The 26,742-nt window shown below is 74.5% G+C and carries 28 protein-coding genes and 1 pseudogene; 14 read left to right on the top strand and 15 right to left on the bottom strand.

The genetic code is table 11. The annotated features are described in order from the left end of the window. Nucleotides 1-2 precede the first annotated feature (2 nt). Nucleotides 3-959: a DMT family transporter gene (locus AB0I11_RS15750; protein WP_357319814.1), complete on the bottom strand. Its 957-nt coding sequence runs from the start codon at nt 957-959 to the stop codon at nt 3-5. Nucleotides 960-1,062: 103 nt separating this feature from the next. On the opposite strand from AB0I11_RS15750, the gene AB0I11_RS15745 reads away from it, so the two are divergent. Next, nucleotides 1,063-1,764: an HAD family hydrolase gene (locus tag AB0I11_RS15745; protein ID WP_357319811.1), complete on the top strand. Its 702-nt coding sequence runs from the start codon at nt 1,063-1,065 to the stop codon at nt 1,762-1,764. A gap of 90 nt (nt 1,765-1,854) precedes the next feature. On the opposite strand, the gene AB0I11_RS15740 is transcribed toward AB0I11_RS15745, so the two are convergent. After that, nucleotides 1,855-2,388: a hypothetical protein gene (locus AB0I11_RS15740; protein ID WP_357319808.1), complete on the bottom strand. Its 534-nt coding sequence runs from the start codon at nt 2,386-2,388 to the stop codon at nt 1,855-1,857. Nucleotides 2,389-2,437: 49 nt separating this feature from the next. Next, on the bottom strand, nt 2,438-3,307 hold the full coding sequence (locus AB0I11_RS15735; RefSeq protein WP_357319805.1) for a PhzF family phenazine biosynthesis protein: 870 nt from the start codon (nt 3,305-3,307) through the stop codon (nt 2,438-2,440). Between the two features lie 33 nt (nt 3,308-3,340). Between AB0I11_RS15735 and AB0I11_RS15730 the strand changes: the two genes are divergently transcribed. From AB0I11_RS15730 to AB0I11_RS15720, 3 genes are all read left to right on the top strand, one after another. After that, nucleotides 3,341-4,627, top strand: a complete 1,287-nt coding sequence (locus tag AB0I11_RS15730; RefSeq protein ID WP_357319802.1) for a CBS domain-containing protein — start codon at nt 3,341-3,343, stop codon at nt 4,625-4,627. Continuing rightward, nucleotides 4,620-5,240: a DUF1003 domain-containing protein gene (locus AB0I11_RS15725; RefSeq protein WP_357319799.1), complete on the top strand. Its 621-nt coding sequence runs from the start codon at nt 4,620-4,622 to the stop codon at nt 5,238-5,240. Before AB0I11_RS15730 ends, AB0I11_RS15725 begins: the two co-directional genes overlap by 8 nt. Nucleotides 5,241-5,405: 165 nt before the next feature. Further along, on the top strand, nt 5,406-6,551 hold the full coding sequence (locus AB0I11_RS15720) for a P-loop NTPase (protein ID WP_357319796.1): 1,146 nt from the start codon (nt 5,406-5,408) through the stop codon (nt 6,549-6,551). Between the two features lie 193 nt (nt 6,552-6,744). Here AB0I11_RS15720 and AB0I11_RS15715 read toward each other — a convergent pair whose 3' ends face one another. After that, nucleotides 6,745-7,167 (bottom strand): preprotein translocase subunit TatB, encoded by a 423-nt coding sequence (locus tag AB0I11_RS15715; protein ID WP_357319793.1) that lies wholly within the window; start codon nt 7,165-7,167, stop codon nt 6,745-6,747. A gap of 72 nt (nt 7,168-7,239) precedes the next feature. Continuing rightward, complete coding sequence (locus tag AB0I11_RS15710) at nt 7,240-8,571, bottom strand: trypsin-like peptidase domain-containing protein (RefSeq protein ID WP_357319790.1); 1,332 nt, start codon at nt 8,569-8,571, stop codon at nt 7,240-7,242. Nucleotides 8,572-8,773: 202 nt separating this feature from the next. On the opposite strand from AB0I11_RS15710, the gene AB0I11_RS15705 reads away from it, so the two are divergent. Further along, nucleotides 8,774-9,424 carry an O-methyltransferase gene (locus tag AB0I11_RS15705; protein ID WP_255352253.1) on the top strand — a complete coding sequence of 217 codons (651 nt, stop codon included), beginning with the start codon at nt 8,774-8,776 and terminating at the stop codon, nt 9,422-9,424. A gap of 124 nt (nt 9,425-9,548) precedes the next feature. Here the strand turns inward: AB0I11_RS15705 and AB0I11_RS15700 are convergent, their stop codons facing one another. Next, nucleotides 9,549-11,009 (bottom strand): leucyl aminopeptidase family protein, encoded by a 1,461-nt coding sequence (locus AB0I11_RS15700; protein ID WP_357319787.1) that lies wholly within the window; start codon nt 11,007-11,009, stop codon nt 9,549-9,551. Nucleotides 11,010-11,154: 145 nt separating this feature from the next. Continuing rightward, nucleotides 11,155-11,322, bottom strand: a complete 168-nt coding sequence (locus AB0I11_RS15695; protein WP_013283866.1) for a DUF3117 domain-containing protein — start codon at nt 11,320-11,322, stop codon at nt 11,155-11,157. Nucleotides 11,323-11,511: 189 nt separating this feature from the next. Between AB0I11_RS15695 and AB0I11_RS15690 the strand changes: the two genes are divergently transcribed. Together AB0I11_RS15690 and AB0I11_RS15685 are read left to right on the top strand one after the other, a co-directional pair. Then, nucleotides 11,512-12,330: a PaaX family transcriptional regulator C-terminal domain-containing protein gene (locus tag AB0I11_RS15690; protein ID WP_357319784.1), complete on the top strand. Its 819-nt coding sequence runs from the start codon at nt 11,512-11,514 to the stop codon at nt 12,328-12,330. A gap of 4 nt (nt 12,331-12,334) precedes the next feature. Then, the gene (locus AB0I11_RS15685) at nt 12,335-13,126 is read left to right on the top strand and encodes an enoyl-CoA hydratase-related protein (protein WP_357319781.1); all 792 of its coding nucleotides are present in this window, start codon (nt 12,335-12,337) and stop codon (nt 13,124-13,126) included. Nucleotides 13,127-13,145: 19 nt separating this feature from the next. Here AB0I11_RS15685 and AB0I11_RS15680 read toward each other — a convergent pair whose 3' ends face one another. The 4 genes and pseudogenes from AB0I11_RS15680 to AB0I11_RS15665 all read right to left on the bottom strand — a co-directional run. Continuing rightward, the gene (locus tag AB0I11_RS15680; RefSeq protein ID WP_357319778.1) at nt 13,146-13,808 is read right to left on the bottom strand and encodes a hypothetical protein; all 663 of its coding nucleotides are present in this window, start codon (nt 13,806-13,808) and stop codon (nt 13,146-13,148) included. Between the two features lie 12 nt (nt 13,809-13,820). Continuing rightward, a complete protein-coding gene (locus tag AB0I11_RS15675) occupies nt 13,821-14,453 on the bottom strand; it encodes a DNA-3-methyladenine glycosylase I (RefSeq protein WP_357319775.1) in 633 nt (210 codons plus the stop codon). An 80-nt stretch (nt 14,454-14,533) separates the two neighbouring features. Continuing rightward, nucleotides 14,534-15,058 (bottom strand): SRPBCC family protein, encoded by a 525-nt coding sequence (locus tag AB0I11_RS15670; protein ID WP_357319773.1) that lies wholly within the window; start codon nt 15,056-15,058, stop codon nt 14,534-14,536. A 455-nt stretch (nt 15,059-15,513) separates the two neighbouring features. Continuing rightward, nucleotides 15,514-15,870: pseudogene (locus AB0I11_RS15665) on the bottom strand (DivIVA domain-containing protein); the annotation flags it as partial. 139 nt (nt 15,871-16,009) lie between these two features. Here AB0I11_RS15665 and folP point away from each other — a divergent pair. Next, a complete protein-coding gene (folP, locus tag AB0I11_RS15660; protein WP_357319770.1) occupies nt 16,010-16,879 on the top strand; it encodes a dihydropteroate synthase in 870 nt (289 codons plus the stop codon). A gap of 7 nt (nt 16,880-16,886) precedes the next feature. On the opposite strand, the gene ndhC is transcribed toward folP, so the two are convergent. Next, nucleotides 16,887-17,264 carry an NADH-quinone oxidoreductase subunit A gene (gene ndhC, locus AB0I11_RS15655; protein WP_357319768.1) on the bottom strand — a complete coding sequence of 126 codons (378 nt, stop codon included), beginning with the start codon at nt 17,262-17,264 and terminating at the stop codon, nt 16,887-16,889. A 178-nt stretch (nt 17,265-17,442) separates the two neighbouring features. Between ndhC and AB0I11_RS15650 the strand changes: the two genes are divergently transcribed. From AB0I11_RS15650 to AB0I11_RS15640, 3 genes are all read left to right on the top strand, one after another. Continuing rightward, on the top strand, nt 17,443-18,840 hold the full coding sequence (locus AB0I11_RS15650) for a hypothetical protein (protein ID WP_357319765.1): 1,398 nt from the start codon (nt 17,443-17,445) through the stop codon (nt 18,838-18,840). Nucleotides 18,841-19,097: 257 nt separating this feature from the next. Next, complete coding sequence (locus AB0I11_RS15645; RefSeq protein WP_357319762.1) at nt 19,098-20,945, top strand: 2-oxoacid:acceptor oxidoreductase subunit alpha; 1,848 nt, start codon at nt 19,098-19,100, stop codon at nt 20,943-20,945. Continuing rightward, entirely contained in the window at nt 20,938-21,972 is a 1,035-nt protein-coding gene (locus tag AB0I11_RS15640) for a 2-oxoacid:ferredoxin oxidoreductase subunit beta (protein WP_357319759.1), read from the top strand. The genes AB0I11_RS15645 and AB0I11_RS15640 overlap by 8 nt, the downstream gene beginning before the upstream one ends. A 74-nt stretch (nt 21,973-22,046) precedes the next feature. On the opposite strand, the gene AB0I11_RS15635 is transcribed toward AB0I11_RS15640, so the two are convergent. Further along, nucleotides 22,047-22,694, bottom strand: coding sequence for an NAD(P)H-dependent oxidoreductase (locus AB0I11_RS15635; RefSeq protein ID WP_357319756.1), 648 nt, complete (start codon nt 22,692-22,694; stop codon nt 22,047-22,049). An 84-nt stretch (nt 22,695-22,778) separates the two neighbouring features. Here AB0I11_RS15635 and AB0I11_RS15630 point away from each other — a divergent pair, with 84 nt between their 5' ends. Then, nucleotides 22,779-23,267, top strand: a complete 489-nt coding sequence (locus tag AB0I11_RS15630; protein WP_357319753.1) for a MarR family winged helix-turn-helix transcriptional regulator — start codon at nt 22,779-22,781, stop codon at nt 23,265-23,267. A gap of 74 nt (nt 23,268-23,341) precedes the next feature. Here the strand turns inward: AB0I11_RS15630 and AB0I11_RS15625 are convergent, their stop codons facing one another. After that, complete coding sequence (locus AB0I11_RS15625) at nt 23,342-24,355, bottom strand: potassium channel family protein (protein WP_357319751.1); 1,014 nt, start codon at nt 24,353-24,355, stop codon at nt 23,342-23,344. Between the two features lie 114 nt (nt 24,356-24,469). Further along, nucleotides 24,470-24,817: a hypothetical protein gene (locus AB0I11_RS15620; RefSeq protein ID WP_357319748.1), complete on the bottom strand. Its 348-nt coding sequence runs from the start codon at nt 24,815-24,817 to the stop codon at nt 24,470-24,472. Here AB0I11_RS15620 and AB0I11_RS15615 point away from each other — a divergent pair. Continuing rightward, a complete protein-coding gene (locus tag AB0I11_RS15615; protein WP_357319745.1) occupies nt 24,798-25,733 on the top strand; it encodes a hypothetical protein in 936 nt (311 codons plus the stop codon). The two genes, AB0I11_RS15620 and AB0I11_RS15615, sit on opposite strands and share 20 nt — an antisense overlap. A 118-nt stretch (nt 25,734-25,851) precedes the next feature. Beyond that, nucleotides 25,852-26,415 (top strand): helix-turn-helix transcriptional regulator, encoded by a 564-nt coding sequence (locus tag AB0I11_RS15610; RefSeq protein WP_357319742.1) that lies wholly within the window; start codon nt 25,852-25,854, stop codon nt 26,413-26,415. Nucleotides 26,416-26,742: the final 327 nt, after the last annotated feature.

Below are 26,742 nucleotides of genomic sequence, written 5' to 3'. Positions count from 1 at the left end.
GCTCAGTCGGCGATCGGGGCCGCGTCGGCGGGCACCGGAACCGGCTCGGTCCGGCGGCCGGAGCGGGCCCCGCCGACGACGACAACCGCGACGCCGGCCAGCAGCAGGGCCAGCCCGGGCAGGGCGAGCACGCGGGGCAGCTGGCCGAGCCAGACCCAGGCGAGCAGGGCCGCGCCGGGCGCCTCCAGCAGGATCAGCACGCTGACCGTGGTGGCCGACACCCGATGCAGGGCGTAGTTGAACATCGAATGGCCGAGCAGTTGGGCGCCGGCCACCAGACCGAGGACCGCCAGCCAGGTGGTCGGCGGGTAGCCGTGCAGGCGCACCCCGCCGAGCAGGCAGACCACCAGCAGGATCGCCGCGCACACCCCGTAGCAGATGGTGGTGTAGGTGGCGGTGCTGACGGTGGCCCGGGCCCGCTCGCCGAGCGCGGTGTAGACGGCGGCGAACATGCCACCGGCGACCGCGAGCAGATCGCCGGCGAAGGCCCGGCCGGAGACGTCGACGTCCGCGCCGGTGGCCAGCGCCGCGCCGGCCACGGCGATCCCGATGCCGGCCCACACCGCCACCGGCAGCCGCCGGCCCTGCCAGCGGGCGATCAGCCCCTGCCACACCGGCTGGGTGGCGCCCAGCGCGGTGGCCGCGGCCACCGAGGTGAGCTGCGCGCTCGGCATCCAGGTGGCGAAGTGCGCGGCCAGCGCCACGCCGGACAGCACGCAGTACCACCCCTCCCGCCGGCCGGCCCCGACGGTCAGCGCGCGGAACTCCACCCGCCGGCGGGCCAGCGAGAACGGGCCGAGCACGGCCAGCGAGAGCAGGTTGCGCCAGAAGGCGATGGCGAGGGCCGGAGCGGCGGCGAAGGCGACCAGCGGCGCGGACGAGGAGACGGCGGCGACGGCCAGCCCGAGCGCACCCAGGGTCAGCGGGTCGAGCGGCGGGCGGGGCGCGGCGGAGGACACGGAGGAATCTTCACACGACGCCGAAGAGCACGGACCGTCAGCGTTCCGTTACGATCATGCGCGTCCCGGCGGTCTCCCCCTCGGCGCCCGGAGGCACCTTCCCATGCCCAGGTATCAGGCGGTGCTGTTCGACTTCTTCGGCACGCTGACCCGATGCGTGCGGCGCGGCGCCGCCCACCAGGACACCGCCGACCTGCTCGGTTGCCCGGCCGACACGCTGGCCGAGGTGCTCGACCGCACCTACTACCAGCGCGCCAGCGGCGGGCTCGGCAACGCCGAGGCGACCCTGCGCTGGGTCTGCGACCAGGCCGGGGTGTGTCCCTCCGACCGGGCGGTCCGGGCCGCCGTCGCCTCCCGCCACCGGGCGGTACGCGCCGACACCCGGCTGCGGGACGAGGCGGTGCCGGTGCTGGCCGCGCTGCGCCAGCGGGGCGTCCGCACCGGGCTGATCAGCGACTGCACGCACGAGCTGCCGGCGTTCCTGCCCCAGCTCGCGGTCGCGCCGCTGCTCGACGTACGGGTCTTCTCGGTGCAGGTGGGGCGCTGCAAGCCGGACCGGGCGCTCTACCTGGCCGCGTGCCGCCGGCTCCACCTCACCCCGGCCGACTGCCTGTACGTGGGCGACGGCGGCAGCCAGGAGTTGACCGGCGCGGACCGGGCCGGCATGACGGCGGTCCGGCTCGCCGCCCCGGACCTGGCCGAGCACATGGCGTTCAACGTGGACCGGGGCTGGGACGGCCCGGTGCTGACCTCGCTGGCCCAGGTACTCGACCTGCTCGATCCCCTTCCCGCCGGCCGGGGGTGAGGACGGGGCCTGGTGCGGTCACCGGCCCGTCGGGACGCCAGGTTCCCGCCGGCGGCGCGGACGCCTCAGCGGCGACGGACCGGGGACGGCTCAGCGGCGACGGACCTTGTGCAGCCGGAACGGCTTCCGGGTGGCCCGCACCACCGGGGTCGGCCGGGGCGGCTCGGCCTGCGCGTCGGCCGGCAGGTCGGCGCCGGCCACCGGCGTGCCCGCCGGGGACAGCCGGTTGAGCGCGCAGCCCCGCTCGGCCCAGCGGGTCACCAGGTCGGTGGCCGGACCGGAGGCGTTGAGCCGCTTCGCCGCGACCAGCGGCGCGGCGGCCTCCCACTCCTCGGTGCCCGGCCGCAACCGGGTCACCCGGGCCGGCCAGGAGACGATCCGGCCGCCGTGGTCGCCGCGCAGGATCACCTCGGCCGCCGCCGCGTCGGCCAGGCCGGGCGCGGACTGCTCCCCGGGGCCGGTGACCACCAGGAGCGCGCCGTCGAGCGGCAGGCACCACAGCCCGTACGCCGGGCCGCCGTCGACGCTCACCCAGGCCACGGCCGCCTTCTTCACCGCCTCGTCCACCAGGGGCGTGGTGATCCGCTCGTCCACCTCGTCGCTCACGCCGCCATTCTCCCGCACCGCGGCCCGGCGGGGACCCCGGCACCAGGTCCGGGATTGCGCCGACCCCTCAGCCGACGAACGGCGGGACGGCGATCTCGCCGCGGGCCACCGGCATCACCTGACCGGTGACGGTGGTGCCGACGGCCACCCCGGCGGCGGCGGTCACCGTGCAGGCCAGCGCGGAGGGGCGGTGGATCTCGACGCCCTGGCGGATCGCGTACTCGGAGCGGCCCTCGCCGGGCAGCAGCCCGCTGGCGACCAGCCAGACACCCAGGCCGAGCGCGGCCGAGCCGGTCGCCGGGTCCTCCGGCACGCCGAGTCCCGGCACGAAGACCCGGGCGTGCGCGGTTTGCGTGGCGGCGTCCCAGGAGAAGACGCTGACGTGCTCCACCCCGTACCGCTCCGCCGCCGCCGCGTTCACCCGGGCGCGGGCCACCGCGTCCGGACGCACCGGAAGGTACGGGAACTCCAGCCCGCAGCCGGCCACCCGGGGCGCCGGGCCGGCGTGGTCGGCGGCGGTGAGTCCCGCCATCTCCAGCAGCGGCTCCGGGTCCAGTTCGGGACCGAGGGTGGGGGTGCCGCCGGTGAGGGTGGCCCCGGTGGTGGTGACCTCGATCGGCAGCACTCCGGCGCCGCACTCCTGGGCGACCCGGCCCACCTCGAACATGCCCCGGCGGCTCGCGGTCACCGCGGCGCCGACGCTGGGGTGCCCGGCGAAGGGCAGCTCCGCGGCCGGGGTGAAGATCCGCGCCCGGTACGTCGCGCCGACCTGGGTGGGCGGCAGCACGAACACCGTCTCCGACAGGTTGAACTCGACTGCCAGCGCCTGCATCTGCTCGGTGGCCAGCCCTTCCGCGCCGAACACCACGGCCAGCGGGTTACCGGCGAAGGGGCGATCGGTGAAGACGTCCACGATCTCGTAGGCCAAGGTCGACATGTTGATAAACACTAGGCCCTTAGGCTGGTGCCCGTGAGCACGCCGAACCGGGTCTACATCGCTCGACTCGCCGGAGTCGCCGTCTTCGACCCGAACGGCGACCAGGTGGGCCGGGTCCGGGACGCGGTCGCCCGGATGCGGCCGACCCAGCGCCCGCCCGAGGTGGTGGGATTGGTCGCCGAGATGCCGATGCGGCGGCGCATCTTCCTCTCCCTCAACCGGATCACCTCGATCGAGGCGGACGCGGTGGTGCTGGGCAGCGGCACCCTCAACCTGCGCCGGTTCGAGAAGCGCCCCAACGAGGTGCTGGTGCTCCAGGAGCTGCTGGACCGGCGGGTCCAGCTGGAGACCGGCCAGGCCGGCTCGGTGGTCGACGTGGCGATGGAGTGCAGCCGCAGCGGCGAGTGGTCGCTGACCCGGGTCGCGGTCCGCGAGCAGACCGGCCGGCTCACCCGCCGCGGCCACCTGCACCAGGTCGAATGGGACCGGGTACGCGGCCTGGGCGGCCTCGGCGACGCCCGCGGCACGGCCAACCTGCTCGCCGTGCTGGAGGACATGCGCCCGGCCGACCTGGCCAACGCGTTGCAGGACCTGCCCGACGCCCGGCGCAACGAGGTGGCCGCGGCGCTGGACGACGAACGCCTCGCCGACGTGCTCGGCGAGCTGCCCGAGCGCGACCAGGTGGAGATCCTCGCCGCCCTGGACCGGGAACGCGCCGCGGACGTGCTGGAGGAGATGGACCCGGACGACGCGGCCGACCTGCTCAACGAGCTGCCCCCACCGGAGCAGGACGTGCTGCTCGACCTGATGGAGCCGGACGAGGCCACCCCGGTCCGTCAGCTGCTGCGGTACGCGTCCGGCACCGCCGGCAGCGTGATGACCTCGGAGCCGGTGATCCTGCCGCCGGACGCCACCGTCGCCGAGGCCCTGGCGCGCATCCGCGAGCCGCAGCTCTCCCCGGCGGTGGCCGCGCAGGTCTTCGTGACCCGCGCCCCGCTGACCACCCCGACCGGGCGCTACCTGGGCATGGTGCACTTCCAGCGGCTGCTCCGCGAGCCGCCGGCCGACCTGCTCGGCGGGGTCGTGGTCAACGACATCGACCCGCTCCGGCCGACCACCCCGCTGCCCGAGATCACCCGGCGGATGGCCACCTACGACCTGGTCGCCATGCCGGTGGTGGACCGCAGCATGCGGCTGGTCGGCGCGGTGACCGTGGACGACGTGCTGGACCACTCGCTGCCGCCGGACTGGCGGGACCGGGACGCGCCGCCGACCACGGCCGGCGCCGACCAGGAGCCGCTGGAGGAGACCGATGGCTGACCAGCGACGGGCCGAGCGGCTCGACCAGCCGCGCGCGCCCCGGGGCCTCCGGCTGCCCCGGATCGACGCGGAGACCTTCGGCCGCTGGTCGGAGGGGATCGCCCGGGGCATGGGTACGGCGAACTTCATCGCCTACATGACGCTGGTGATCGCCGCCTGGTTCGGCTGGAACACGCTCGCCCCGGCGAACCTGCGCTTCGACCCGTACACGTTCACCTTCCTCACCCTGGTGCTCTCGCTCCAGGCGTCGTACGCGGCCCCGCTGATCCTGCTCGCCCAGAACCGGCAGGCCGACCGGGACCGGATCGCGCTGGAGGAGGACCGGCGGCGGGCCACCGCGCAGAAGGCGGACACCGAGTACCTGGCCCGGGAGATCGCCGCGCTGCGCATCGCGCTGGGCGAGGTGGCCACCCGGGACTTCCTCCGCTCCGAGCTGGCCCGGCTGGCCGAGGAGCTGGACGAGGCGGCGGACCGCCGGCGGAAGCTGGAGCGGCGCCAGCAGGAGCGGGAGATCCGGCGGGAGGCCCGCCGGCAGAGCGGCGGCGAGCCGCTCGACGAGCCCCGCGACGATCTGGACGGCGACTACGCCCACGAGGGGCGCGGCGAGAGCTGAACGTATTGAACGCCGCGCGCCTCAAGGGGCCAGGCGAGCGGCGTTCGTCTCGATCGTCCCACTTCGCGGCACGACCCGTCCACCCCTCGGGCGGGGCCATCGATTCGCTCACACCGCCCCCCGCCAGCGGCGGCCACCGATGACCAGCGACGTAGCATGGCGGACATGTCAGCACCCGTCAGCACCGTCTCCGACGCGATCCAGGCCGCGCTGGCCACCGTCAACGACCCGGAGATCCGCCGGCCGATCACCGAGCTGGGCATGGTCCGCTCGGCCGTGGCCGGCGAGGACGGCGTGGTCCGGGTGGAGCTGCTGCTCACCGTGGCCGGCTGCCCGCTGAAGGACAAGCTGCGTACCGACATCACCGCCGCCGTGGCCGCGGTGCCGGGGGTGACCGGCGTCGAGGTCTCCTTCGGCGTGATGAGCCCCGAGCAGCGCCAGGAACTCCAGACCAAGCTGCGCGGCGGGGGCACCGCCGAACCGGTCATCCCGTTCGCCCAGCCCGGTTCCCGCACCCGGGTCTACGCGGTCGCCAGCGGCAAGGGCGGCGTGGGCAAGTCCAGCGTCACGGTCAACCTGGCCGCCGCGCTGGCCGCCCGGGGTCTCGCGGTCGGCGTGGTCGACGCGGACATCTACGGCCACTCGGTGCCCCGGATGCTCGGCGCCGACGGCGCCCCCACCCGGGTCGAAGACATGATCATGCCGCCGCAGGCGCACGGCGTGAAGGTCATCTCGATCGGCATGTTCACCCCGGGCAACGCGGCCGTCGTCTGGCGCGGCCCGATGCTGCACCGGGCGTTGCAGCAGTTCCTCGCCGACGTCTACTGGGGTGACCTGGACGTCCTCCTGCTCGACCTGCCCCCGGGCACCGGCGACATCGCCATCTCGGTGGCCCAGTTGCTGCCGAACGCGGAGATCCTGGTCGTCACCACCCCGCAGGCGGCGGCCGCCGAGGTCGCCGAGCGGGCCGGCGCGATCGCGCTGCAGACCCACCAGCGGGTGGTCGGCGTCATCGAGAACATGTCCTGGCTGGAGCTGCCGGACGGCTCCCGGATGGAGGTGTTCGGCGCGGGCGGCGGCGCGGCGGTCGCCGAGTCGCTGACCCGCACCATCGGCGCGCAGGTGCCGGTGCTGGGGCAGATCCCGATGGACACCCGGGTACGCGAGGGCGGCGACGCCGGCACCCCGATCGTGCTGGCCCAGCCGGACGCCCCGGCCGCGAAGGCCCTGGTCCAGGTCGCCGACCGGCTGGCGGTGCGCCGCGAGTCCCTGCTCGGCAAGCCCCTGGGCCTCAAGCCGGCCGGACGCTGACCCCGGCTTCCGCCCCGGCGTACCCCACCCTCCCGACCCCACACCACCCGCCCCGCGCCGCGCCTTCCTGGACGGCGAGGACAATTTTGGTGCGATCTGCCGCTCAGGCAAAAATATGCCTCTGCGGCATATCGCTCCCGAGCGGTGTGCCGCCCCGTCCGCGTCGCGGAGAGGGTCCTGCGGGGGCCGGGGATCAGGTGGCGTCGTCGTAGCTGGGGCGCGGGGCCGGGGCGGCGGCACCGCCGGTCGCGGTGGCCGGGCGGGCGCCGTTGGTACGCAGGTCGGCCGCCTTCGCGACGTCCTTGAGCTCGTCGTGCACGCCGCTGACGTCGGAGCGGATGTTGTCGTACATGCTCTGCAACGGCTTCCGGATGGCCTGCTCGTCCTCTTCGCTGAGCAGATGCTTCCGGATGAACGCCTTCGGGTGCAGATCCTCCAGCTGGATGTCGGTGCCCAGCTCGCGGCTGAGGTCACCGGTGGCGTTCCGGGCCATGTTGCGCAGGTTCCGGATCATCCGGAGGCCGTCATTGATCACTACGGGCAGCCGGTCGCCGAAGATCAGCAGCGCCAGCATCAGCAGCGCGCCGATCTCCCACCAGTTGAGGTTCTCGAACACACCGGCCTCCTCGTCCGTGTCAGGGCAAGACTACGCACGTCGTGGGGGTGTCCGGGAGGGGGTGAGGGCCGCTCACTTCGCGTCTGCGGCGAGCGTCACCGACGTGCTCTGCCGGGCCGACCCGCGCCGGTACTCGACCGTCACCACCGAGCCCGGTGCGTACTTGCGCACCAGCGCCACCAGGTCGATGGGCTCGGTGAGCGGGTGCCCGTCCAGCCGCAGCACCACGTCACCGGTCTTCAGCCCGGCCGCGGCCGCCGGGCCGGCGGGTTCCACCGCGTTGAGGCGTACGCCGGCGCCCGGCGCCACGGCGGTGCCGCCCACCTGGGCGCCGATCACCGTACGGCGGGCCTTGCCGGTGCCGATGATGTCCTCGGTCACCCGCTTCGCCTGGTTGATCGGGATGGCGAAGGCCAACCCGATGTTGCCCGCCTCCTGCCCGTCGGCGACCAGCGACTTGATCGTCGAGTTCACCCCGACCACCCGCCCGGCGCCGTCGACCAGCGGGCCGCCGGAGTTGCCGTGGTTGACCGCCGCGTCGGTCTGGATCGCCGCGTAGTAGCGGGTGGGTCCGCCCGGCTCACCGGCCTGCATGGTCCGGTCCAGGGCGCTGACGATGCCCGCGGTGACCGTGTTGGCCAGGGAGAGCGGGGAGCCGACGGCGAGCACCGGGTCGCCGACGGCCAGCGCGTCCGAATCGCCGAACTCCACCGGCTTCAACCCCGACTTCGCCACCTTGATCACCGCGATGTCCGACTCCGGGTCCTGCCCGACCACGGTGCCCGGCGCGGTGCTGCCGTCGTTGAAGATCACCGTGGCCTTCCCGGGGCCGTCGGCGACCACGTGGTCGTTGGTGATGATGTGCCCGTCGGCGCTGACCACGAAGCCGGAGCCCTCGCTGGTGCCGCCGAGGCTGGCCACCCGGACGGTGACCACGCTGGGCAGCACCTTCTCCGCGACCCCGGCCAGGGAGTCCGGCTTGCGCTGCGCGAGCGCCGGGGCCTGGCCCGCCTGCGCGCCGAGGGTGGGCACGCTGCCCCCGCCCCGCAGCAGCGCGTACGTCAGGGCGCTGCCCAGCGAGCCGGCGAGCAGGGCGGTGATCAGCGAGATCAGCACCACCTGCCGGATCCCCGGCCGGTGCGGCGCGTCCGGGTCGACCACCGGCTCGGGCTCGGTGCCGGGGCCGGTCGGGGCGGGCGCGGGAACCACCACGGCGGCGGGCGCGTACGGGTCCCGCCACGGGTCGGCCAGCGCATCGGACCACCAGGGCGAGTTTTCGCCCCCGGCGCCCTGTGGCGGACCGCCGGGCGCCGGCCGTCCCGGCCCCCGCGCCGGATCGCCGGGCACCGGGGTCCCGCCGGGCCGGCGCCAGTCCCAGCCGTCGGTCACGTCCGTGCCTCCCACTCCGTCCCGCGTGCCCCGCGCCGGCGCCGTCCGGCCGGGCACAGGGACACGTCCAGGATTGCACGGATGCCCCGGAACCGGTCAGGGTTGCCCGGTCGTGATCGTCTCGAGGGTGACTCGCGGCTGCGCGTCTCGGGGCACGCCTCTAGGCTCATAGCGCCAACCGACCCCTCGCACCACTCCCGCCGCCCGGAGGTGTCCCATCGCCACGGTCGCCAGCTCCGGCAACTCGACGGCCCAGGCGCTCCAGTTCGCCGAGTCGTACGTCACGGAGGATCTCGTGCTGCGCACGGCCCGCAGTCTCGCCCGGGAGGTGGGCCTGGAGGCCGTCACCCCGGGCGCGGGCGCGGCGCTGCGGCTGCTCGCCGCCGCCGGCAACGCCCGGGCGGTGGTGGAGATCGGCACCGGCACCGGCGTCAGCGGCGTCTGGCTGCTGCGCGGGATGCGCCCGGACGGGGTGCTCACCACCATCGACGTGGAGGTGGAGCACCAGCGGATCGCCCGGCGCATCTTCCTGGAGGCCGGCTTCCCCGCGGGGCGTACCCGGATCATCACCGGCCGGGCCCTCGACGTGCTGCCGCGGCTCGCGGACGGCGCCTACGACCTGGTCTTCGTCGACGCCGAGTCGGCGGGCTTCACCGCCTGCGTGGACGCCGCGCTGCGGCTGCTCCGGCCGGGCGGGGTGCTCGCGCTCAACGGCGCGCTGGCCGGCGGCCGGATCGGTGACCCGGCCGCCCGCGACGTGGAGACGGTCACCGTCCGGGAGACGATCAAGGCGATCCGCGAGTCCGAGCACTGGATCGCCGCGTTGCTCCCGGTCGGGCACGGCCTGCTCGCCGCCGTGAAGGGCTGACCCGGGCCGGCGGCCGAAGGGCCCGGCCCGGCCGCCAGCCGCCCGGCACGCGCCGTTCGCCGCCCGGCACACGCCGCCAGCCGCCCGGCACACGCCGCTCGGCGCATCGGGCGGCGGCGCATCGTCAGCGCAGCGTGTCCAGCCAGCGGAGCAGTCCGCGGACGCCCCAGCCGGTGGCGCCCTTGGTCAGCTCGGCGTGCACGTCGTCGGACCAGGAGGGGGCGGACATGTCCACGTGCACCCAGCGGTCCCGCAGGTCGCCGGTGAACTCGCGGAGGAAGAGCGCGGCCACCACCGAGCCGGCGCCCCGGTCCGGGGAGCTGTGCAGGTCGGCGATGTCGCTGCCGAGGAACTCGACGTAGTCGGCGGGGAGCGGCATCCGCCAGGCCCGCTCCCCGGCCGCCTCGATGGCCGCGAGCAGGTCGGCGGCGAGCTGGTCGTTGTCGCTGTAGAGGGCGCCGTGCCGCTTGCCCAACGCCACCGCGTTCGCGCCGGTCAGGGTGGCCAGGTCGACCAGCAGGTCGGGCTTCAGCTCGCGCACCGCGTACGCCAGCGCGTCGGCGAGCACCAGCCGCCCCTCGGCGTCGGAGTTGGTGGTCTCGCTGGTGGTGCCGCCGTAGTGGCGTACCACGTCGCCGGGGCGGAAGGCGGCGCCACTGACCATGTTCTCGGCGAGCGGCGCGAGCGTGGTGACCCGGACCGGCAGCCGCAGCGCGGCGGCGCCCAGCGTGGCGGCGATCACGGCGGCCGCCCCGGCCATGTCCTTGCGCATCAGCTTCATGGCCGGCACCGGCTTGATCGAGATGCCGCCGGTGTCGAAGGTGATCCCCTTGCCGACCAGGACCACGTGGGTGCGGGCGTCGGCGGGCCGCCAGTCCAGCTCGACCAGGCGGGGCCCGCTGGCCGAGCCGCCGCCGACGGCGAGGATGCCGCCGAAGCCCTCGGTGGCCAGTTCCTCGGGTTCGCGTACCCGCAGGTGCAGGTCGGGGTGGTCGGCCGCGGCGGCCGCGACCTGGCCGGCGAACCACTCCGGGTTCTTCACCGACGACGGGGTGTTGGTGAGATCGCGGGCCAGCCGGGTCATCTCGGCGGTGGTCCGCGCGGTGGCCAGCACGCCGGCGAGGCCCTCCGGGTCGTCCACCACGACGTCCACCTCGGCCAGCGCGGGCGCCCCGCCGGCCTCGGTCATCCGGAACCGGTACGAGCCGAGCAGCAGCCCTTCGACCAGGCCGCGCAGCGCGACCGCGTCACCGGCCGGCAGCACGACTGTGATCCGTGTCTCATCCTTGCCCGCCCGGGCCAGGGCGGCCCCGGCGCGACGCCAGTCGGGCTCGTCGCCCGCCCCCACGCCGAGCAGTACCAGCCGGGCGCGCGTGCCACCGGGACGCAGGTGCTCGCGGACCTCGCCGGCCTCGCCGGTGAGCCGGGCGACCGGGAGCAGCGCGGCCGCCTCGGCGCGCACCTCGTCGTTGGGCGGAGGAGCGGTGGGCACCAGGGTGGCCGGGCGGTCCGGCCCTTCGGGATGAACGGGCAGGACGAGGGTGTCGGGCCGCTCGGGCCCGGACACCAGACGGATGGCCAGCACGCTGGACCGCACCTCCGAGAAATCTTCGCAAAGCGGCATGATTCGCCGCCCCTGAGCCGATGAAGGCCCTGAGCCACCGGCAGAGCCGGTGGCTCAGGGAATCACGAACCGTACGCGCGGCGCACGCCACGCGGACCGTTCTCGATCAGCCGGCGGCCGCCTTCAGCGCGTCACCCAGCGCGGTGGCCTCGTCGGGAGTCATCTCGACGACGAGCCGGCCACCACCCTCCAGCGGGACCCGCATGACGATGCCCCGGCCCTCCTTGGTGACCTCCAGCGGACCGTCGCCCGTCCGCGGCTTCATCGCCGCCATGTTGTCTCCCCTCAGACCTACACCAGGGTCGGTGGGTTGCCCCACAGCCACTTCTCCTGACCACCCGCAGCCTTCGCGGGGGTCGCCGCCAACGATTTTCCCTGATGAACACCGCCGGACCCAAACCGAAGCAGCATTGATGTAACAGCATCTAGCTTATCTTGGATAGGCCTGTCACAATGTGCGGTCATGCAGGCACGGTCGGCACTCTTCGACCTGTACGGCGACCACCTCCGCGCGAGGGGTGGGCGCGCACCGGTCGCCGCCCTGGTCAAGCTGCTGGCGCCGCTCGGGATCGCCCCTCCGGCGGTACGCACCGCGGTCTCCCGGATGGTCCGCCAGGGCTGGCTCGAACCCCTCCGGCTCGTCTCCGGGCCGGGTTATTCGATCACACCGAAGGCGGCCCGCCGACTCGACGAGGCCGCCTCCCGCATCTACCGCACCGGCCGGCACAGCTGGGACGGCCGCTTCGACCTGCTGGTCCTGGAGGCGCCCGCCTCCCGGCGGGACCGGCAGCGGCTCGCCGCCAACCTGACCTTCCTCGGCTACGGCACGCTCGACGACTGCACCTGGGTGGCCACCCGGCCCGGTGAGGACCTCGACGTTCTGCTGGCCGAGGCGGGCGTGCGCTACGAGCGGTTCACCGCGGCGCACGCCGCCGGCACGCCCGGCGCGATGGGAGTGGTCCGCCGCGCCTGGGACCTGGCCGAGATCGGCCGGGCGTACGAGCGGTTCGTGGCCGAGCAGAAGCCGCTGCTCTCCGGGATCACCGTGCGCAGCAGCGACGAGGAGGCGTACGCGGCCCGGTTCCGGCTGGTGCACGCGTGGCGTACCTTCCTCTTCCGGGATCCGCAGCTGCCCCCCGCGCTGCTCCCCGAGCGCTGGCCGGGCACCAGCGCGGCCAGTTTCTTCGACCGGCACGCGGCCCGGCTCCGGCCCGCCGCCGACCGGTACGTCGAGCACTGCCTCGACGCCAGCAACCGCCTCGCCCGACAGAAGGGTCGTTAGACACGTGACCGAGCCGCTGCTCGTCGACCGCACCGACGCCGTCGTCACCCTGACGCTGAACCGCCCGACGGCGATGAACTCGCTCGACGTGGCGCTCAAGGAGGCGCTCCGGGACACCCTGGCCGAGCTGGAGACCGACCGCTCGTGCCGGGCGATCGTGCTGGCCGGCGCGGGCGGCGCGTTCAGCGCCGGGCAGGACCTGCGGGAGCACGTGCAGACGCTGGAATCCGCCGACGCCGACCCGCTCGGCACCGTGCGGGCCCACTACAACCCGATCGCCGCCCGGCTGGCCAACCTGCCCAAGCCGGTGGTCGCCGCGGTCCGGGGGATGGCCGCCGGGGCCGGCGCGTCGCTGGCGTTCCTCGCCGACTTCCGGATCGGCGGGCCGAAGACCCGCTTCCTGATGGCCTTCGCCGGCGTCGGGCTCGCCGCGGACACCGGCGCCTCCTGGACCCTGCCCCGGCTGGTCGGCCACGCCAAGGCGGTCGAGCTGCTGATGCTCGCCGAGCCGGTGGGCGCCGAGGAGGCCTGCCGGCTGGGCCTGCTCACCAGGCTGGTCGAGGACGACGCGCAGGTGCTGCCGACCGCTCAGGAACTGGCCGCCCGGCTGGCCGCCGGCCCGACCGTCGCGTACGGGGCGATCAAGCGGCAGCTCTCCATCGCCGACGCCGGCACCCTGGCCGACGCCCTCGCGGCCGAGGCGCAGGCCCAGGCGATCTGCGGCGCCACCGCCGACCACAAGGCCGCCACCCTGGCCTTCGTCAACAAGCAGAAGCCGGTCTTCGAGGGCCGCTGACCGCCCGGCCGGGCACCGGTCAGTCGTCCTCCTCGGGATCCTGGTTGGCCTCGACGCCGAGCACGAACGCCTGCATGGCCAGCTCGTCCCCGGACGGCGAGACAAAGGCCGGCAGCTCGCGCGGGCCCAGCTCCTGGACGTACGACCAGAAGAGCCGGACCGCCTCGGCCGGTGAGGCCGCCTCGATCGGCAGGTCGAGGCTGACCAGCCAGGACCGGCGGGCCGGCGGCGGGCCGATCCGGTCCGCCAGCGACCGCCAGCCGGCCGGGTCGAGCGCGGTCACCGGCCCGGCCAGGGTCAGGCCGGTGACCGGCACCGGCTCGTCGAGCGTGCGCCGGGTGTACGTCACCACGAGCGCCCCCGGCCCGGCCTCGGACTGCGGGTCGTCCGGGTCCTCCCGGGTCTCGCCGGTGGTCAGGGCGACCCGGCCGAGCGCCACCAGCCGCAGCGGCTCGTCGACCAGCACCGCGACCGGCTCACCGGGGCGCGGCCGGGCCGCGCCGTCCAGCCCGGTCAGCTCCAGCGTGTCGTGGTGGACCAGCCGCTCGGCGCCGTACCGCTCGGCGGGCAGCAGCACCGCCCAGGCACCGGCGGCCTCCGGCTGCTCCGGCTCGGCGCGCCGCGACCAGCCGTCGGGGCCGCCCTCGCTCGTCCCGCTCGTGCGCGGCTCGGTGTCGGTCATATCCCAATCCCATCACGCCGGGCCCGGGCCGGTACCGGCACGTCCACCGCCTGCGAGCACGCCGGCCCGACGCGCCGCCCGGGCCACGTGGCAGCCGGCGAGGTGGTCGTCCACCATGCCGGTGGCCTGCATCAGCGCGTACGCCGTGGTGGGGCCGACGAAGCGGAAGCCGCGCTTCTTGAGCGCCTTGGCCAGCGCGGTGGACTCGGGGCTGATCGCCGGCACCTCGGCGAAGGAGCCGGGCCGGGCCGCCCGGGCCGGCGGGGCGTACGACCAGAGCAGGGCGGAGAGGCCGTCGGGCAGTTCCAGGGCGGCGCGGGCGTTGGCGACGGCCGCCTCGATCTTGGCCCGGTTGCGGACGATCCCGACGTCGGCCAGCAGCCGGGCGACGTCGGCCTCCCCGTAGCCGGCCACCTTCTCGATCCGGAACTCGTCGAAGGCGAGCCGGAACGCGGGGCGCTTGCGCAGGATGGTCAGCCAGGACAGCCCGGACTGGAACGCCTCCAGGGTCAGCCGCTCGTAGAGCGCGTCGTCGCCGCGCAACGGCCGGCCCCACTCCTCGTCGTGGTAGACGGCGTAGTCCGGGGTGCTCGCTCCCCAGGCGCAGCGGGCCAGCCCGTCGGCGCCGGTCACCAGGTCAGTCACGCCGTACACGGTAGGCCGGCCCACCGACAGTCGACGACCGCCGGCGGTCAGGGCAGCCGGCGGGTCAGCGCAGCCGGCGGTCAGGGCAGCCGGCCCTGCTCCACCAGCCGGGCGAACTTGCGCAGCGCCTGGGTCAGGCTGAGCTTCGAACCGGGCCAGAGCACCGGCCGGGCCACCCGGCCGGCCGGCCCGCCGGGCAGGTGGAACCACTCGTGCCAGACCACCTGGGTCCGCTCCCGGTCCATCGGGGTGCACCGCAGCACGCCCGGCCCGCGCAGCAGCTTGCCGCAGTGCACCACGCCGACCTCGTACGGGGCGTCCACCCGGACCACCCGCATCTCGTCGCGCAGCGCGGCCGGGCCGAGGGCGGTGACCGCCTCGATCAGGCTTCCCTCGCCGCCGTCGCCCTCGACCACCCGGACGGTGGTGAGCGGGATCCAGTCGGACTGCCGCTCCCAGGCGGTGAGCGCGGCGAAGACCCGCTCGGCCGGCGCGTTCACCACCACCGTCGCGGTGACCTCGCCGGCGCCGGGCTGGGCCGCCTCGGCGAGCCCGTCCGACCGGTCGGGGCCGCCGGAGCCGGCCCGGCCTGCGGGGCCGGTCACGCGGACTCCGAGCGGACCACCGGCCCGCGGTCCCGGTCCCCCTCGGTGTCGGCGTCCTTCTCGGTCCCAGCGTCGCCGGCATCGGCAGCTTCGGTCCCGGCATCGGCCCCATCGGCAGCTTCGGTCCCGGCGTCGCCGGCATCGCTGTCGGCCTCGTGGGCGGGCTCCGGGTCGGCGGCGTGGCCCTGCTCCGGCTCGGCGCCGGCGGGGTCGACCGGCGGCCGGAGGCTGACCCCGACGGCGGCCGGGGCGACCGGAGCCGCGACCGGGGCGATCGGGGCCGGTCGGCCGGCGGCCGGCACCGGACCGGTCGGGCTCGGCCGGGCCGCCACGTCCTCGACGGCGGCGGCGGCCGGCGCCTCCGCCACGCCAGCCTCGGCCGGCAGCACCTCGACGGGGCCCACCGCGGGGCCGGGCTCCGGGGCGGTCGGGGCGTCGTCGGCCGGGCCGGTGGCGGCGGCCTCCTCGCGGGCCCGGCGCAGCGCGTCGGCCTCCTCGATCCGCCCCTCGCGCAGCGCGTCGACCTCCGCCTCGAGCACCCCGATCAGCTCCGACTTGTAGCCGATGTCGTACGCGGCCCGGCGCAGCGCCTGGTCGACCTGGGCCATCCGGTAGCCCCGCAGCGCAGTGTCGAAGCGCACCCCGGCCACGTCTGTCTCGGCCAGTGGACGGCCGCCGGGCAGGGGCACGGCCCGCCCGTCCGGCTCGGCCGGCGCCAGGCCCGGATCACGCCCGGAGACCAGCATCGTCACCCCGAACACCACCACCGCCACGGTCAGCACCACGGCCAAGAGGAGCAGAACCTCACGCATGGGGAGATCGTGGCACGCGGGACGGCGCGGGGCGAGCCCTCCACCGCCTCCGGTCTGAAGATCCCGGCGTACCGCCGGGGCCGGCCGTGGGGCGCCGGGATAGCGTCGGGGGCGGACCAGCGGAGATCAGGAGGACGGGATGGCCGGCACGCTGCGGCTCGGTGGACGGACCTTCTCCCCCGATGAGCTGGTGGTGATGGCGATCGTCAATCGCACGCCCGACTCGTTCTTCGACCGGGGGGCCACCTTCGCTCAGGACAGCGCGCTGCGGGCGGTGGAGCGGGCGGTCACCGAGGGCGCGGAGATCATCGATATCGGTGGAGTGAAGGCCGGGCCGGGCGACGAGGTCGACGTGACCGAGGAGATCCGCCGGACGGTGGACACCATCGCGGCGGTCCGGGCCGCCTTCCCGGACGTGGTCATCTCGATCGACACCTGGCGGGCCGAGGTGGCGGTGGAGGCGGTGGCCGCCGGCGCCGACCTGCTCAACGACACCTGGTCGGGGGCCGATCCGGCGCTGGCCCGGGTCGCCGCGACGACCGGCGCCGGGCTGGTCTGCTCGCACGCCGGCGGGCTCGCCCCGCGTACCCGGCCGCACCGGGCCGCCTTCGACGACGTGGTGGCCGACGTGCTGACCACGGTGACCGGGCTCGCCGACCGCGCGGTCTCCCTCGGCGTACGGCCGGACGGGATCCTCATCGACCCGGCGCACGACTTCGGCAAGAACACCCGCCACTCGTTGGAGATCACCCGGCGGCTGGGCGAGCTGACCGCGACCGGCTGGCCCTTGCTGGTCGCGCTCTCGAACAAGGACTTCATCGGCGAGACGCTGGACCTGCCGGTGCCGGAACGCCTGGAGGGGACGCTCGCGGCCACTGCCGTCTCCGCCTGGCTGGGCGCCCGCGTGTTCCGCGCCCACCAGGTACGCCAGACCCGCCGGGTGCTCGACATGGTGGCCTCGATCCGGGGCGACCGCCCGCCCGCGCTGACCCGGCGCGGCCTCGCCTGAGCGGGGCTCAGGTCCAGCGGAGGATGTTCCGGCGCCAGGCGTAGAGGATGCCGAGCGCCACCACGGCCACGAAGACCGCCATCTCCACCACGGTCGTCACGCCGAACCCGGGGCGGTCGAAGACCAGCGCCCAGGGGAAGAGGAAGACCGCCTCGACCGCGAAGAGCACGTAGAGGTACGCGTAGACGTAGTAGCGGATCTGCATCTGCGCCCAGTCGCCGCCCACCGGGTCGAGGCCGCACTCATAGCTGGTTCGCTTGCCCCACGGATCGGCCGGACGGCCAGGACGTAACACCCGGTTGGCTGAAAACGCCGTAACGAAGAAGAGCACGGCAGCGAGCAGCAGGAGACCGAGCGTGGCGTACGAGCCGAGGTATCCGGTCACGGTCGGGAGCCTACCGGGCCACCCGGCCGGGCCGCCCCGGACACGTTACGGATTTGTTTCCTCAGCAGACTAGTGCTGGATGGCAACTGTTGCCGAATAATGACAACTCACTGAGCGTCACGGAGGAGAGATGGCCCGCCCCCGCGTACGCCCCGCCCGGCGGGTCGCGCAGCCTCGAATGTCTGTACTGCTCATGCGCGCCCTGGCCGCCGGGTTGGTGGCCGCGGTCGCGGTCGCGCCCGGCTTCGCGGCGGCCTCGCCGACAGTGACCGGCGCGGTCCGGGCCATGGCCGAACCGCTGCCCGGCGAGCCGAGCGACCCGGTCGGCGGACCGGGCACCGATCCGACCGACAGCACGCCGACGGCCGACCCCACCGACACCGGGCCGGCGCCCACCACCGCCCCGCCGACCGAGAGCGCCCCACCGGAGACCACCCCGCCGCCGCCCACCGAGCCGGCCCCGGCCACCACCGCCCCGGGCGATCCGGTCCCGACCACCACCGCGCCGAGGACCACCGCGCCCGCGCCGCCCCCGCCCCCGCCCGGCCGGCCCGCGCCCGCGGGGAGCCCGCTCGGGGTGCACGTCACCACCGGGGACGTCGCCCTGCCGCCGGCGTACTGGAACGCGGACAGCACGGTCACCACGCTGCGGGTGACCGTGACGAACACCGGCCGGGTGGCGGAGCGCATCGGGCTGGGCTACACCCTGCCGGCCGGCCTCGCCGACGCCGGCACCCCCGGCTGCGCCCCGGCCGGCGGCGGCGCCTACCGCTGCGGCGAGTGGACCGCCGCGCCCGGCAGCCGGTTCAGCAGCCGGATCCGGCTCCGGGTCACCGGTACGGCCTGGCGGTCCATGCCGCTGAGCGGGACGGTCCGGGTGACCGCCGGCGCGGCGGGGGTCACCGGCACGGCCGGCGACGACGAGGGCTTCGCGGTCCTCTTCCCGCCCGGCCCGCCGGTCCCCGGCATCGCGCTCCGCGCCGACGAGGTGGTCTTCGACATCACCGGCGCGCCGACCACCCTCTCCGTACACCTCGGCAACACCGGCCGGGTCGACGCCGCCGGCCGGGTCGAGGTGGTCCTCCCCGACGGGGTGGCCGTCACCGACCCGCCGCCCGGCTGCGCCGCGGCGGCCGCCGACCGGACCCGCTGCGACCTGGGCAGGGTGGCTGCCGGCCGCGGCGTCGACCTGCGGCTGCCGCTGAGCGCCACGGCGGAGGCCCAGCACCGGGCCCCGCTGGCCGGCGCCGTGATCGGGTGGCTGGACCCGCGCAGCGGCCGGGACCGTCAGGTGCAGATGAGCTTCCGGATCGCCGCCGCCGCGGCGCTGAGCACCCCGCCGGTCACCTCGCCCACGGCGACCGGCTCCCAGGGCGTGCTGGCCGCCGCCGAGCAGGACGCCGAGCGGGAGCGGGACGGCACGGCGCGGCGGACCGCGGTCGCCCTGATCGTGGTCTCCGGGCTCCTGGTGGTCCTCGCCCTCGCCCTGGCGACCACGTCGCTGCGCCGCCGGCTGAGCGATCCGCCCGGCGGGGACGGCGGGGACGGCACCCCCCGCTCGCCCGGAACTCGGTGATCTGAATTACGGGTCGCGGTACTAAACGGTCCATAGCCGGGCATACACCGACCCGATCAGTTCCCATACGTCGGACCTCCACCAAGGTTGCCCTAAGCAGTCGACGTACGCTCTGACGTGAGAATCGGAGCGGGCCGCACCGGCGACGGACGGCCGGCGGCAGCGGCGCGTCGAGGAGGGCACGTGGCGGGGCAAGGCGGGGTCACCAACATGTTCAGCCGCCCCTGCGACGGCGCTGAGCGAAGCGAGGTGCGGGCGTGACCAAGCAGATCCGTCAACTGGACCGGGTGGTGATCCGGTTCGCCGGTGACTCGGGTGATGGCATGCAGCTCACCGGTGACCGGTTCACCTCTGAGACGGCCCAGCTGGGCAACGACATCTCCACGTTGCCCAATTTCCCGGCCGAGATCCGGGCGCCCGCCGGCACCCTGCCGGGCGTGTCGAGCTTCCAGGTGCACTTCGCCGACTACGACATCCTGACCCCCGGTGACGCCCCGAACGTGCTGGTGGCGATGAACCCGGCGGCGCTCAAGGCCAACCTGGCCGAGCTGCCGCGCGGCGCGGACATCATCGTCAACACCGATGAGTTCAACCGGCGCAACCTGGCCAAGGTGGGCTACACCACCAGCCCGCTGGAGGACGGCTCGCTGGCCGGCTACGTGGTGCACCCGGTGGCGCTGACCTCGATGACGGTCGGCGCGCTGGCCGAGCACGACGTGTCCAAGAAGGACGCCGAGCGGGCCAAGAACATGTTCGCTCTCGGCCTGCTGAGCTGGATGTACTCCCGCCCCTACGAGTCGACGCTGCGCTTCCTGGAGCGCAAGTTCGCGGCCCGTCCCGAGCTGGTCGCGGCGAACATCGCGGCCTTCCGGGCCGGCTGGAACTTCGGCGAGACCACCGAGGACTTCTCCGTCCGGTACGAGGTCAAGCCGGCCAAGATGCTGCCGGGCACCTACCGGAACATCACCGGCAACGCGGCGCTCTCGCTCGGCCTGGTCGCCGCCGGCGTCCGCTCCGGGCTGCCGGTCTTCCTCGGCGCATACCCGATCACCCCGGCCTCGGACATCCTGCACGAGCTGAGCAAGCACAAGAAGCTCGGTGTGGTGACCATGCAGGCCGAGGACGAGATCGCGGCGGTCGGCGCGGCGCTGGGCGCGTCCTACGGCGGCTCGCTCGGGGTGACCACGACCAGCGGTCCCGGGGTGGCGCTGAAGAGCGAGACGATCTCCCTGGCGGTGGCGCTGGAGCTGCCCCTGGTCATCGTCGACGTGCAGCGCGCCGGGCCGTCCACCGGCATGCCGACCAAGACCGAGCAGGCCGACCTCAACATGGCGCTGTACGGCCGGCACGGCGAGGCCCCGGTCGCGGTGATCGCGCCGAAGTCGCCGGCGGACTGCTTCTACGCGGCCCTGGAGGCGGCGCGGATCGCGCTGACCTACCGCACGCCGGTCATCCTGCTCTCCGACAACTACGTGGCCAACGGCTCCGAGCCGTGGCTGCTGCCGGACGTGGCGAGCCTGCCCGACCTGCGGGTCGAGTTCGCCAGCCAACCCAACGGCGAGGACGGCACCACCTTCCTGCCGTACCTGCGGGACCCGGAGACCCTGGCGCGGCCGTGGGCGGTGCCCGGCACGCCGGGCCTGGAGCACCGGATCGGCGGCCTCGAGAAGGCCGACAAGACCGGCGACATCTCGTACGACCCGGCCAACCACGACTTCATGGTGCGTACCCGGGCGGCCCGGATCGAGACCATCCCGGTGCCGGACGTCGAGGTGGAGGACCCGGACGGCGACGCGCGGGTGCTGGTGCTCGGCTGGGGCTCCACGTACGGCCCGATCGGCGCCGCGTGCCGGGGGCTGCGGCAGCGCGGCCTTTCCGTGGCCCAGGCGCACCTGCGCCACCTGGCCCCGATGCCGGCCAATCTCGGTGAGGTGCTCCGCTCCTACCAGCGGGTGGTCATCCCGGAGATGAACCTCGGCCAGCTCGCCCACGTGATCCGGGCGAAGTACCTGGTCGACGCGGTCGGCTACAACCAGGTCCGCGGCCTGCCGTTCACCGCCGCCGAGCTGGAGACGATGCTGGAAGAGGTCGTGAAGAATGTCTGAGCCCATCGCCCTCAAGCTCACCGCCAAGGACTTCAAGTCCGACCAGGAGGTGCGCTGGTGCCCCGGCTGCGGTGACTACGCCATCCTGGCCGCCGTCCAGGGCTTCATGCCGGAGCTGAACATCCCCCGGGAGAACATCGTCTTCATCTCGGGCATCGGCTGCTCCTCGCGTTTCCCGTACTACATGAACACGTACGGGATGCACTCGATCCACGGCCGGGCCCCGGCGATCGCCACCGGCCTCTCCACGACCCGGCCCGACCTGTCGGTCTGGGTGGTCACCGGGGACGGCGACGCGCTCTCCATCGGCGGCAACCACCTGATCCACGCGCTGCGCCGCAACGTCAACCTCAAGATCCTGCTGTTCAACAACCGGATCTACGGGCTGACCAAGGGGCAGTACTCGCCGACCTCCGAGGTCGGCAAGATCACGAAGTCGACGCCGGTCGGCTCGGCGGACGCGCCGTTCAACCCGCTCTCGCTGGCCCTCGGCGCGGAGGCCACCTTCGTGGCCCGGACCATCGACTCCGACCGCAAGCACCTCCAGTCGGTGCTGCGGGCCGCCGCCGCCCACCAGGGTTCCGCGTTCGTGGAGATCTACCAGAACTGCAACATCTTCAACGACGGCGCCTTCGACCCGCTCAAGGAGCCGGCGACCCGGGACGACCACCTGATCCGGCTGGAGCACGGGCAGCCGATCACGTTCGGCAAGGACGGGCAGTTCTGCGTCGTCCACCCGCCGGGCGGCTTCGGGCTGGAGGTACGCGAGACCGCGGCCACCCCGGCCGAGGAGATCGTGGTGCACGACGCGACGGTCAAGGACCCCGCGTACGCCTTCGCGCTGTCCCGCCTGCCCGGCCTGGACCTGCGCAACACCCCGATCGGCGTGTTCCGCTCGGTGCAGCGGGCGTCGTACGACAGCGTGGTGCAGGAGCAGGTGGCCAGCGCCCGGGCGGCGGTCAGCGAGACCCCGGAGGAGCAGCTCGCCGGTTTGCTCGCCGGTGGCGACACCTGGACGATTCTCTGACCGGTCGGTACTGACCGCGAGAGGGTGGCGCTCCGAACGGAGCGCCACCCTCTCGGTCTCTCGGACGGCCCTGGTCAGGCCGCGGCCGAGGCGGGCACCCAGAGCTCGTCGATCTCCCGCTCCGCGGTGGCCAGGCTCGCCTCGTGCAGCGGGATCAGCTCGGCCATGGCCGGGTTCACCGGAGCCAGCGTCAGCTCGGCGGTGATGAAGCGCGGCTGGATCCCGGTCAGCGAGAGGCCGTGCGGCAGCCAGGGCTCGGCGTGGTCCCAGCCCGCACGCGGCGTGCCCGGGCCGTAGCCGCCGCCCCGGCTGGCCAGCACGATGAACTCCCGGTCGCCCAGCAGACCGGCGTTGGTGACCGGGTCGTACGCGATGCCCGGCGCGATGAGGTGGTCCACCCACGTCTTCACGCTGCTGGGCGCCCCGTAGTTGTAGAGCGGCAGCCCGAGCAGGACGGTGTCGGCCCGCTTCACCTCGGCCACCAGTTCCTCGGAGAGCGCCCACGACGCGCGCTGTTCCGGACTGTGCTGCTCCGCCGGCACCATCCGGGCGAGGCCGCCGGCCTCGTCCAGGTGGGGCAGCGGGTTCCGGCCCAGATCCCGGTAGGTCACGGTGCCGCCGGGATGGGCGGCGCGCCAGGCCGCGGCGGCTCGGGCGGTGAGCCGCCGGCTGATCGAGTGCTCGCCCCGGATGCTCGAGTCGATGTGCAACAGCTGTGCCATTTGGCTAACCCTCCAAGGATCGTTTGTGAAGCACGAACTATTTATAGCAGGCAGATCTTCCGCTGGCTCGGTAAACTGGGTCACATGCCTGCCGTGCCGGTCGACGAGTCGGAGCGCCGCTCCGGGGCGCTCCTGGACCACCTGGCCCGGCGGATGCGGCTGCGGTCGGAGTCGGTGCTCGCACCGCTCGGCCTGCGGCCCCGGCATCTCGTCGCGCTCACCGTGCTGCGCGACGCCGGGGACATCAGCCAGCAGGGCCTGGCCAGCACGTTGCAGATCGACGGCACGAACGTGGTCGGCCTGCTCAACGACCTGGAGGCGGCGGACCTGGTGGAGCGGCGGCGCTCAGCGGCCGACCGGCGCCGGCACGTGGTACACCTCACCGAAACCGGCGGAAAACGCCTCCGGGAGGCGGAATGCGCCCTCGCCGCCGCCGAGGCCGAGGTGCTCGGCGCCCTGGAACCGGCCGAGCGCGACACGCTCTACGAGTTGCTCCGGCGCGCCGCCAGCGGCGCCCCGGTCACCTGCACCGACGCCATGACGGACGGCGGGGAACCGGACACCGCCTGCTGAGGGGCGTCGACGCGATGAGGGCCGGCGCAGGCACCGACGCGATGAGGGGCCCCAGCGGCGCCGACCGGGCCCGGTCAGCTGACCGTGGCCGAGTGCGGGCGGTCGTCGCGGACGTGCACCAGCATGTCGCCGGTCTCGATCACCGCGGCCGCCCGGTCGTTCAGCGTGACCACCTTGCCCCGGCGGACCAGCGCGATGACCAGCGACTCCAACTCCCGGGGCGACTTGCCCACCTCGCTGCGCTCGGCGGACCGCATGGCCAGCGCCATGCCCTGCCCGGGGGTGAGCAGGTCCTCCACCACGTCGATCAGCGGCGGGGCGGAGGTGGAGAGGCCGAGCAGCCGGCCGGCGGTCGCCGAGGAGACGATCACGTGGTGCGCGCCGCTCTGCTTGAGCAGGGGCGCGTTCTCCGCCTCCCGGGCGGCCGCGATGATCCGCACCTGGCCGGCGGTGAGTTGGCGGACGGTCAGCGCCACCAGCACGGAGGCGTCGTCACTGTCGGTCGCGATGATCACCGACTTGGCGGTCCGGACGTGGGCCTGCTCCAGCACCGACGAGCGGGTGGCCGAGCCCTCGATCGCGACCAGGCCGGCCGAGGTGGCCTGCCGCAGCGCGGGACCGCTCCGCTCCACCACCACGATCTTGGACTTGTCCGCCCCGTTCTCCAACAGGGCGGAGACCGCGCTGCGACCCTTGGTGCCGTAGCCGCAGATGATCACGTGGTCCTTCACGGTCCTCCTCCAGTGCGACAGGCGACGGCCGGTCCGGTACTGCTCGGTCAGAACTTCCAGCGTGGTGCCGACCAGGATGATCAGGAAGAGCACCCGGGCCGGGGTCACGAAGAGGACGTTGACCAGGCGCGCCGACTGAGCGGACGGGGTGATGTCGCCGTACCCGGTGGTGGAGAGCGACACCACCGCGTAGTAGAAGCAGTCGAGCACGGTGAGCCCGTCCTCGTTGACGTCGCGGTAGCCGTCCCGGTCGAGCCAGACCACGAACACCACGGCGAACACCAGGCCCAGGGCGGCGAGCAGGCGCAGACTCAGCGCGCTCAGCGGCCCCCGCCGTTGCGCGGGAAAATGGATCACTGTCGGTCCCGCTCCGCCGCCGTCGCCTGCACTGGCACAAGATAGCCGGTACGCCGCCGCGCGGCCTCCCGGGCCAGGTTCCCCGCGCCCTCCGCACCAACGGTAAGGATCTCGTCACATCCGTGGCCGTGCCGGCCGGCGACACTCGGGGGCGTCGATCGTCGTCACGAGGGGAAGCCGGATGCGCAACCGCAGGTTACTGGCCACGGGTGCCGTGGTCCTCGGAATGGTGCTGACCAGCGCCGCGCCCGCGGTGGCCGGCCGCCCGGGCGCCTCGCCGAAGCCCCGGCCGTCGAAGCCCACCAGCTCACCGTCGCCCACCGGCTCACCCGCGCCGTCGCCGACAGCGGCACCAACGCTGTCGCCGACCGCCACGTCGTCGCCGACCCCCACGACGCCACCGACCACCCCTTCGTCGCCGACCCCCACGACGCCCGCGCCGATGCCGACCGCCGCCCGCACCCCGGTCCTGCTGCCGTCGCTCGATGGCCTGAGCGCCGGCGCGAAGGACATCAACGGGCAGGGCGTGGTGGTCGGTGCGGCCCGGCGGGCGACCGGATACTGGCACGCGGTGCGCTGGGTGGACGGGCAGATCGAGGATCTCGGCACCCTCGGCGGCCCGAACAGCCAGGCGGAGGCGGTCGACGAGCGCGGCCGGATCGTCGGCATGAGCCAGGACGTGGACGGGCACACCCACGCCGTCGCCTGGGTGGACGGCCGGATCCAGGACCTCGGCCGGCTCGGCGAGTTCGGTGCCATCGCGTACGACACGGCCGGCGACCGGGTGGTCGGCAACTACAACGTCGTCGACGACCCGTCCGGCCGGCGCGCGTTCGTCCAATCCGGCGACCGCACCGTCACCCTGGACGTCCCGTCCGGAGCGAGCGCGTACGCCGTCAACGAGGTGGGCCAGGTGGCCGGCACCTACGGCTTCCAGTCCTGGGACGACCCGCGGCCCTACCACTACCAGGCGTTCGTCTGGCAGAACGGCGTGACCCGCACCCTCGGCACCCTGGGCGGGCCGACCAGTAACGCCAACGGACTGAACGACCTGGGCCACGTGGTGGGCACGAGCGTGACCGGGACGGGCCAGTTCAGCTCGTTCTTCTGGGACGGTACGGCCCTGCGTCGCCTGGCCACCAGTGCCGCCTCCCCGTCCGCCCAGGCGGTCAACGACTCCGACCTGGTGGTCGGCACCGACGGGGCCACCGGACTGGCGATGATGTGGCCGGACCCGTCCGCCTCGTCCCAGCTGCTGCCGCTGCCCGACGGCGCGGTCGGCAGCACCGCGATCAACGTCAACGACCAGGGGGCGATCGTCGGCGAGGTCTCCTACGTCGCGCCGAGCTGGCATTCCCGAGCGGTCGTCTGGCGCTGACCCCGGCCGGCCCGGCCGGTGGCGTGACCAGCAGGCGCGCGACCGGCCGGGCCGGTGCCGGCGGCCCGGACGGGGCATGATGGGGGCGTCCCCGAACGACGACCGCGAGGAGGCCCGCATGTCGTTGCTGCGCCGGGTGATCGGTGGGGTGCTGCGCCGGGTACGGCTGCGGCAGGGCCGCACGCTGCGCGAGGTCGCCCAGGTGGCCGGGGTCTCGCTGCCGTACCTCTCGGAGGTCGAGCGCGGGCGCAAGGAGGCCTCGTCCGAGGTGCTGGCGGCGATCTGCCGCGCCCTCGGCATCCACCTGTCGGACCTGCTCGAGGAGGCCCGCGACGAGTTGCGCCGGGTGGAGCGGCGGGCACCGGTGACCTCCGGGTCGGGCCTGGTCCGGCTGGAGCGCGCCCCGGCGGGCCGGGACGGCATACGCCTCCAGGTCGGGTCGCGGCGCTCCCGGCCGTCGGCGCACGTGGTGTGCCGGCCGGCGGCTCCCGCCGGCGGGCTGGGCACCCCGCTGCTCGGCGCCCGGGGCATGCTCGGGGCGTCGTTCGGGCCGGCCTCCGGCGGACCCGGCGGGTACGCCACGCCCATGCTGGGCGCGGGCACCCGGTTCTGGCTGCTCCCGCCGCCGCCCCGCCGCCGCCCGCGCCGGTCGATCATCCGGCGGCGGACCGCGGGCGTCTGACCGCACGGCACGGGCCGACCCGGACCGGAGCGCCAGACACGCGGCAGCCGGCGGGGCTCGGCCCGCGGCCTTGCGGTGCCAGCCGGCTCGGCCGTGGCGTCCCGATGCCGGCTCGGCCATGGCGTCCCGGTGCCAGCTCGGCCCGTGGCGTCCCGGCAACGGCTCGGCCCTGTGGCGTCCCGGTGCCGGCCGGTCAGGCGGCCGGCACCGGGCTGCGGCCCCCCGAGGGGACCTGCCCCGGGCACGCTGGGAGGAAGCCAGCGCGCCCACGCTGCCGCCCTGCCACCCGACGGGGTGAGGCTCGGCGCGGGTAGTCACCACCGGCAG

This window comes from Micromonospora sp. NPDC050495, from assembly GCF_040655175.1.
GTDB lineage: Bacteria > Actinomycetota > Actinomycetes > Mycobacteriales > Micromonosporaceae > Micromonospora.
The sequence above is the reverse complement of the archived record's forward strand: the minus strand, read 5'-3'. Positions and strand labels throughout refer to the sequence as shown.

What these genes read in the sequence shown, in the direction of transcription:
- AB0I11_RS15745 (WP_357319811.1), top strand. Translation starts at nt 1,063, where the DNA reads ATGCCCAGGTATCAGGCGGTGCTGTTCGACTTCTTCGGCACGCTGACC.
- AB0I11_RS15735 (WP_357319805.1), bottom strand. Translation starts at nt 3,307, where the DNA reads ATGTCGACCTTGGCCTACGAGATCGTGGACGTCTTCACCGATCGCCCC.
- AB0I11_RS15725 (WP_357319799.1), top strand. Translation starts at nt 4,620, where the DNA reads ATGGCTGACCAGCGACGGGCCGAGCGGCTCGACCAGCCGCGCGCGCCC.
- AB0I11_RS15720 (WP_357319796.1), top strand. Translation starts at nt 5,406, where the DNA reads ATGTCAGCACCCGTCAGCACCGTCTCCGACGCGATCCAGGCCGCGCTG.
- AB0I11_RS15695 (WP_013283866.1), bottom strand. Translation starts at nt 11,322, where the DNA reads ATGGCGGCGATGAAGCCGCGGACGGGCGACGGTCCGCTGGAGGTCACC.
- AB0I11_RS15690 (WP_357319784.1), top strand. Translation starts at nt 11,512, where the DNA reads ATGCAGGCACGGTCGGCACTCTTCGACCTGTACGGCGACCACCTCCGC.
- AB0I11_RS15680 (WP_357319778.1), bottom strand. Translation starts at nt 13,808, where the DNA reads ATGACCGACACCGAGCCGCGCACGAGCGGGACGAGCGAGGGCGGCCCC.
- folP (WP_357319770.1), top strand. Translation starts at nt 16,010, where the DNA reads ATGGCCGGCACGCTGCGGCTCGGTGGACGGACCTTCTCCCCCGATGAG.
- AB0I11_RS15650 (WP_357319765.1), top strand. Translation starts at nt 17,443, where the DNA reads ATGTCTGTACTGCTCATGCGCGCCCTGGCCGCCGGGTTGGTGGCCGCG.
- AB0I11_RS15640 (WP_357319759.1), top strand. Translation starts at nt 20,938, where the DNA reads ATGTCTGAGCCCATCGCCCTCAAGCTCACCGCCAAGGACTTCAAGTCC.
- AB0I11_RS15635 (WP_357319756.1), bottom strand. Translation starts at nt 22,694, where the DNA reads ATGGCACAGCTGTTGCACATCGACTCGAGCATCCGGGGCGAGCACTCG.
- AB0I11_RS15630 (WP_357319753.1), top strand. Translation starts at nt 22,779, where the DNA reads ATGCCTGCCGTGCCGGTCGACGAGTCGGAGCGCCGCTCCGGGGCGCTC.
- AB0I11_RS15615 (WP_357319745.1), top strand. Translation starts at nt 24,798, where the DNA reads ATGCCGACCGCCGCCCGCACCCCGGTCCTGCTGCCGTCGCTCGATGGC.
- AB0I11_RS15610 (WP_357319742.1), top strand. Translation starts at nt 25,852, where the DNA reads ATGTCGTTGCTGCGCCGGGTGATCGGTGGGGTGCTGCGCCGGGTACGG.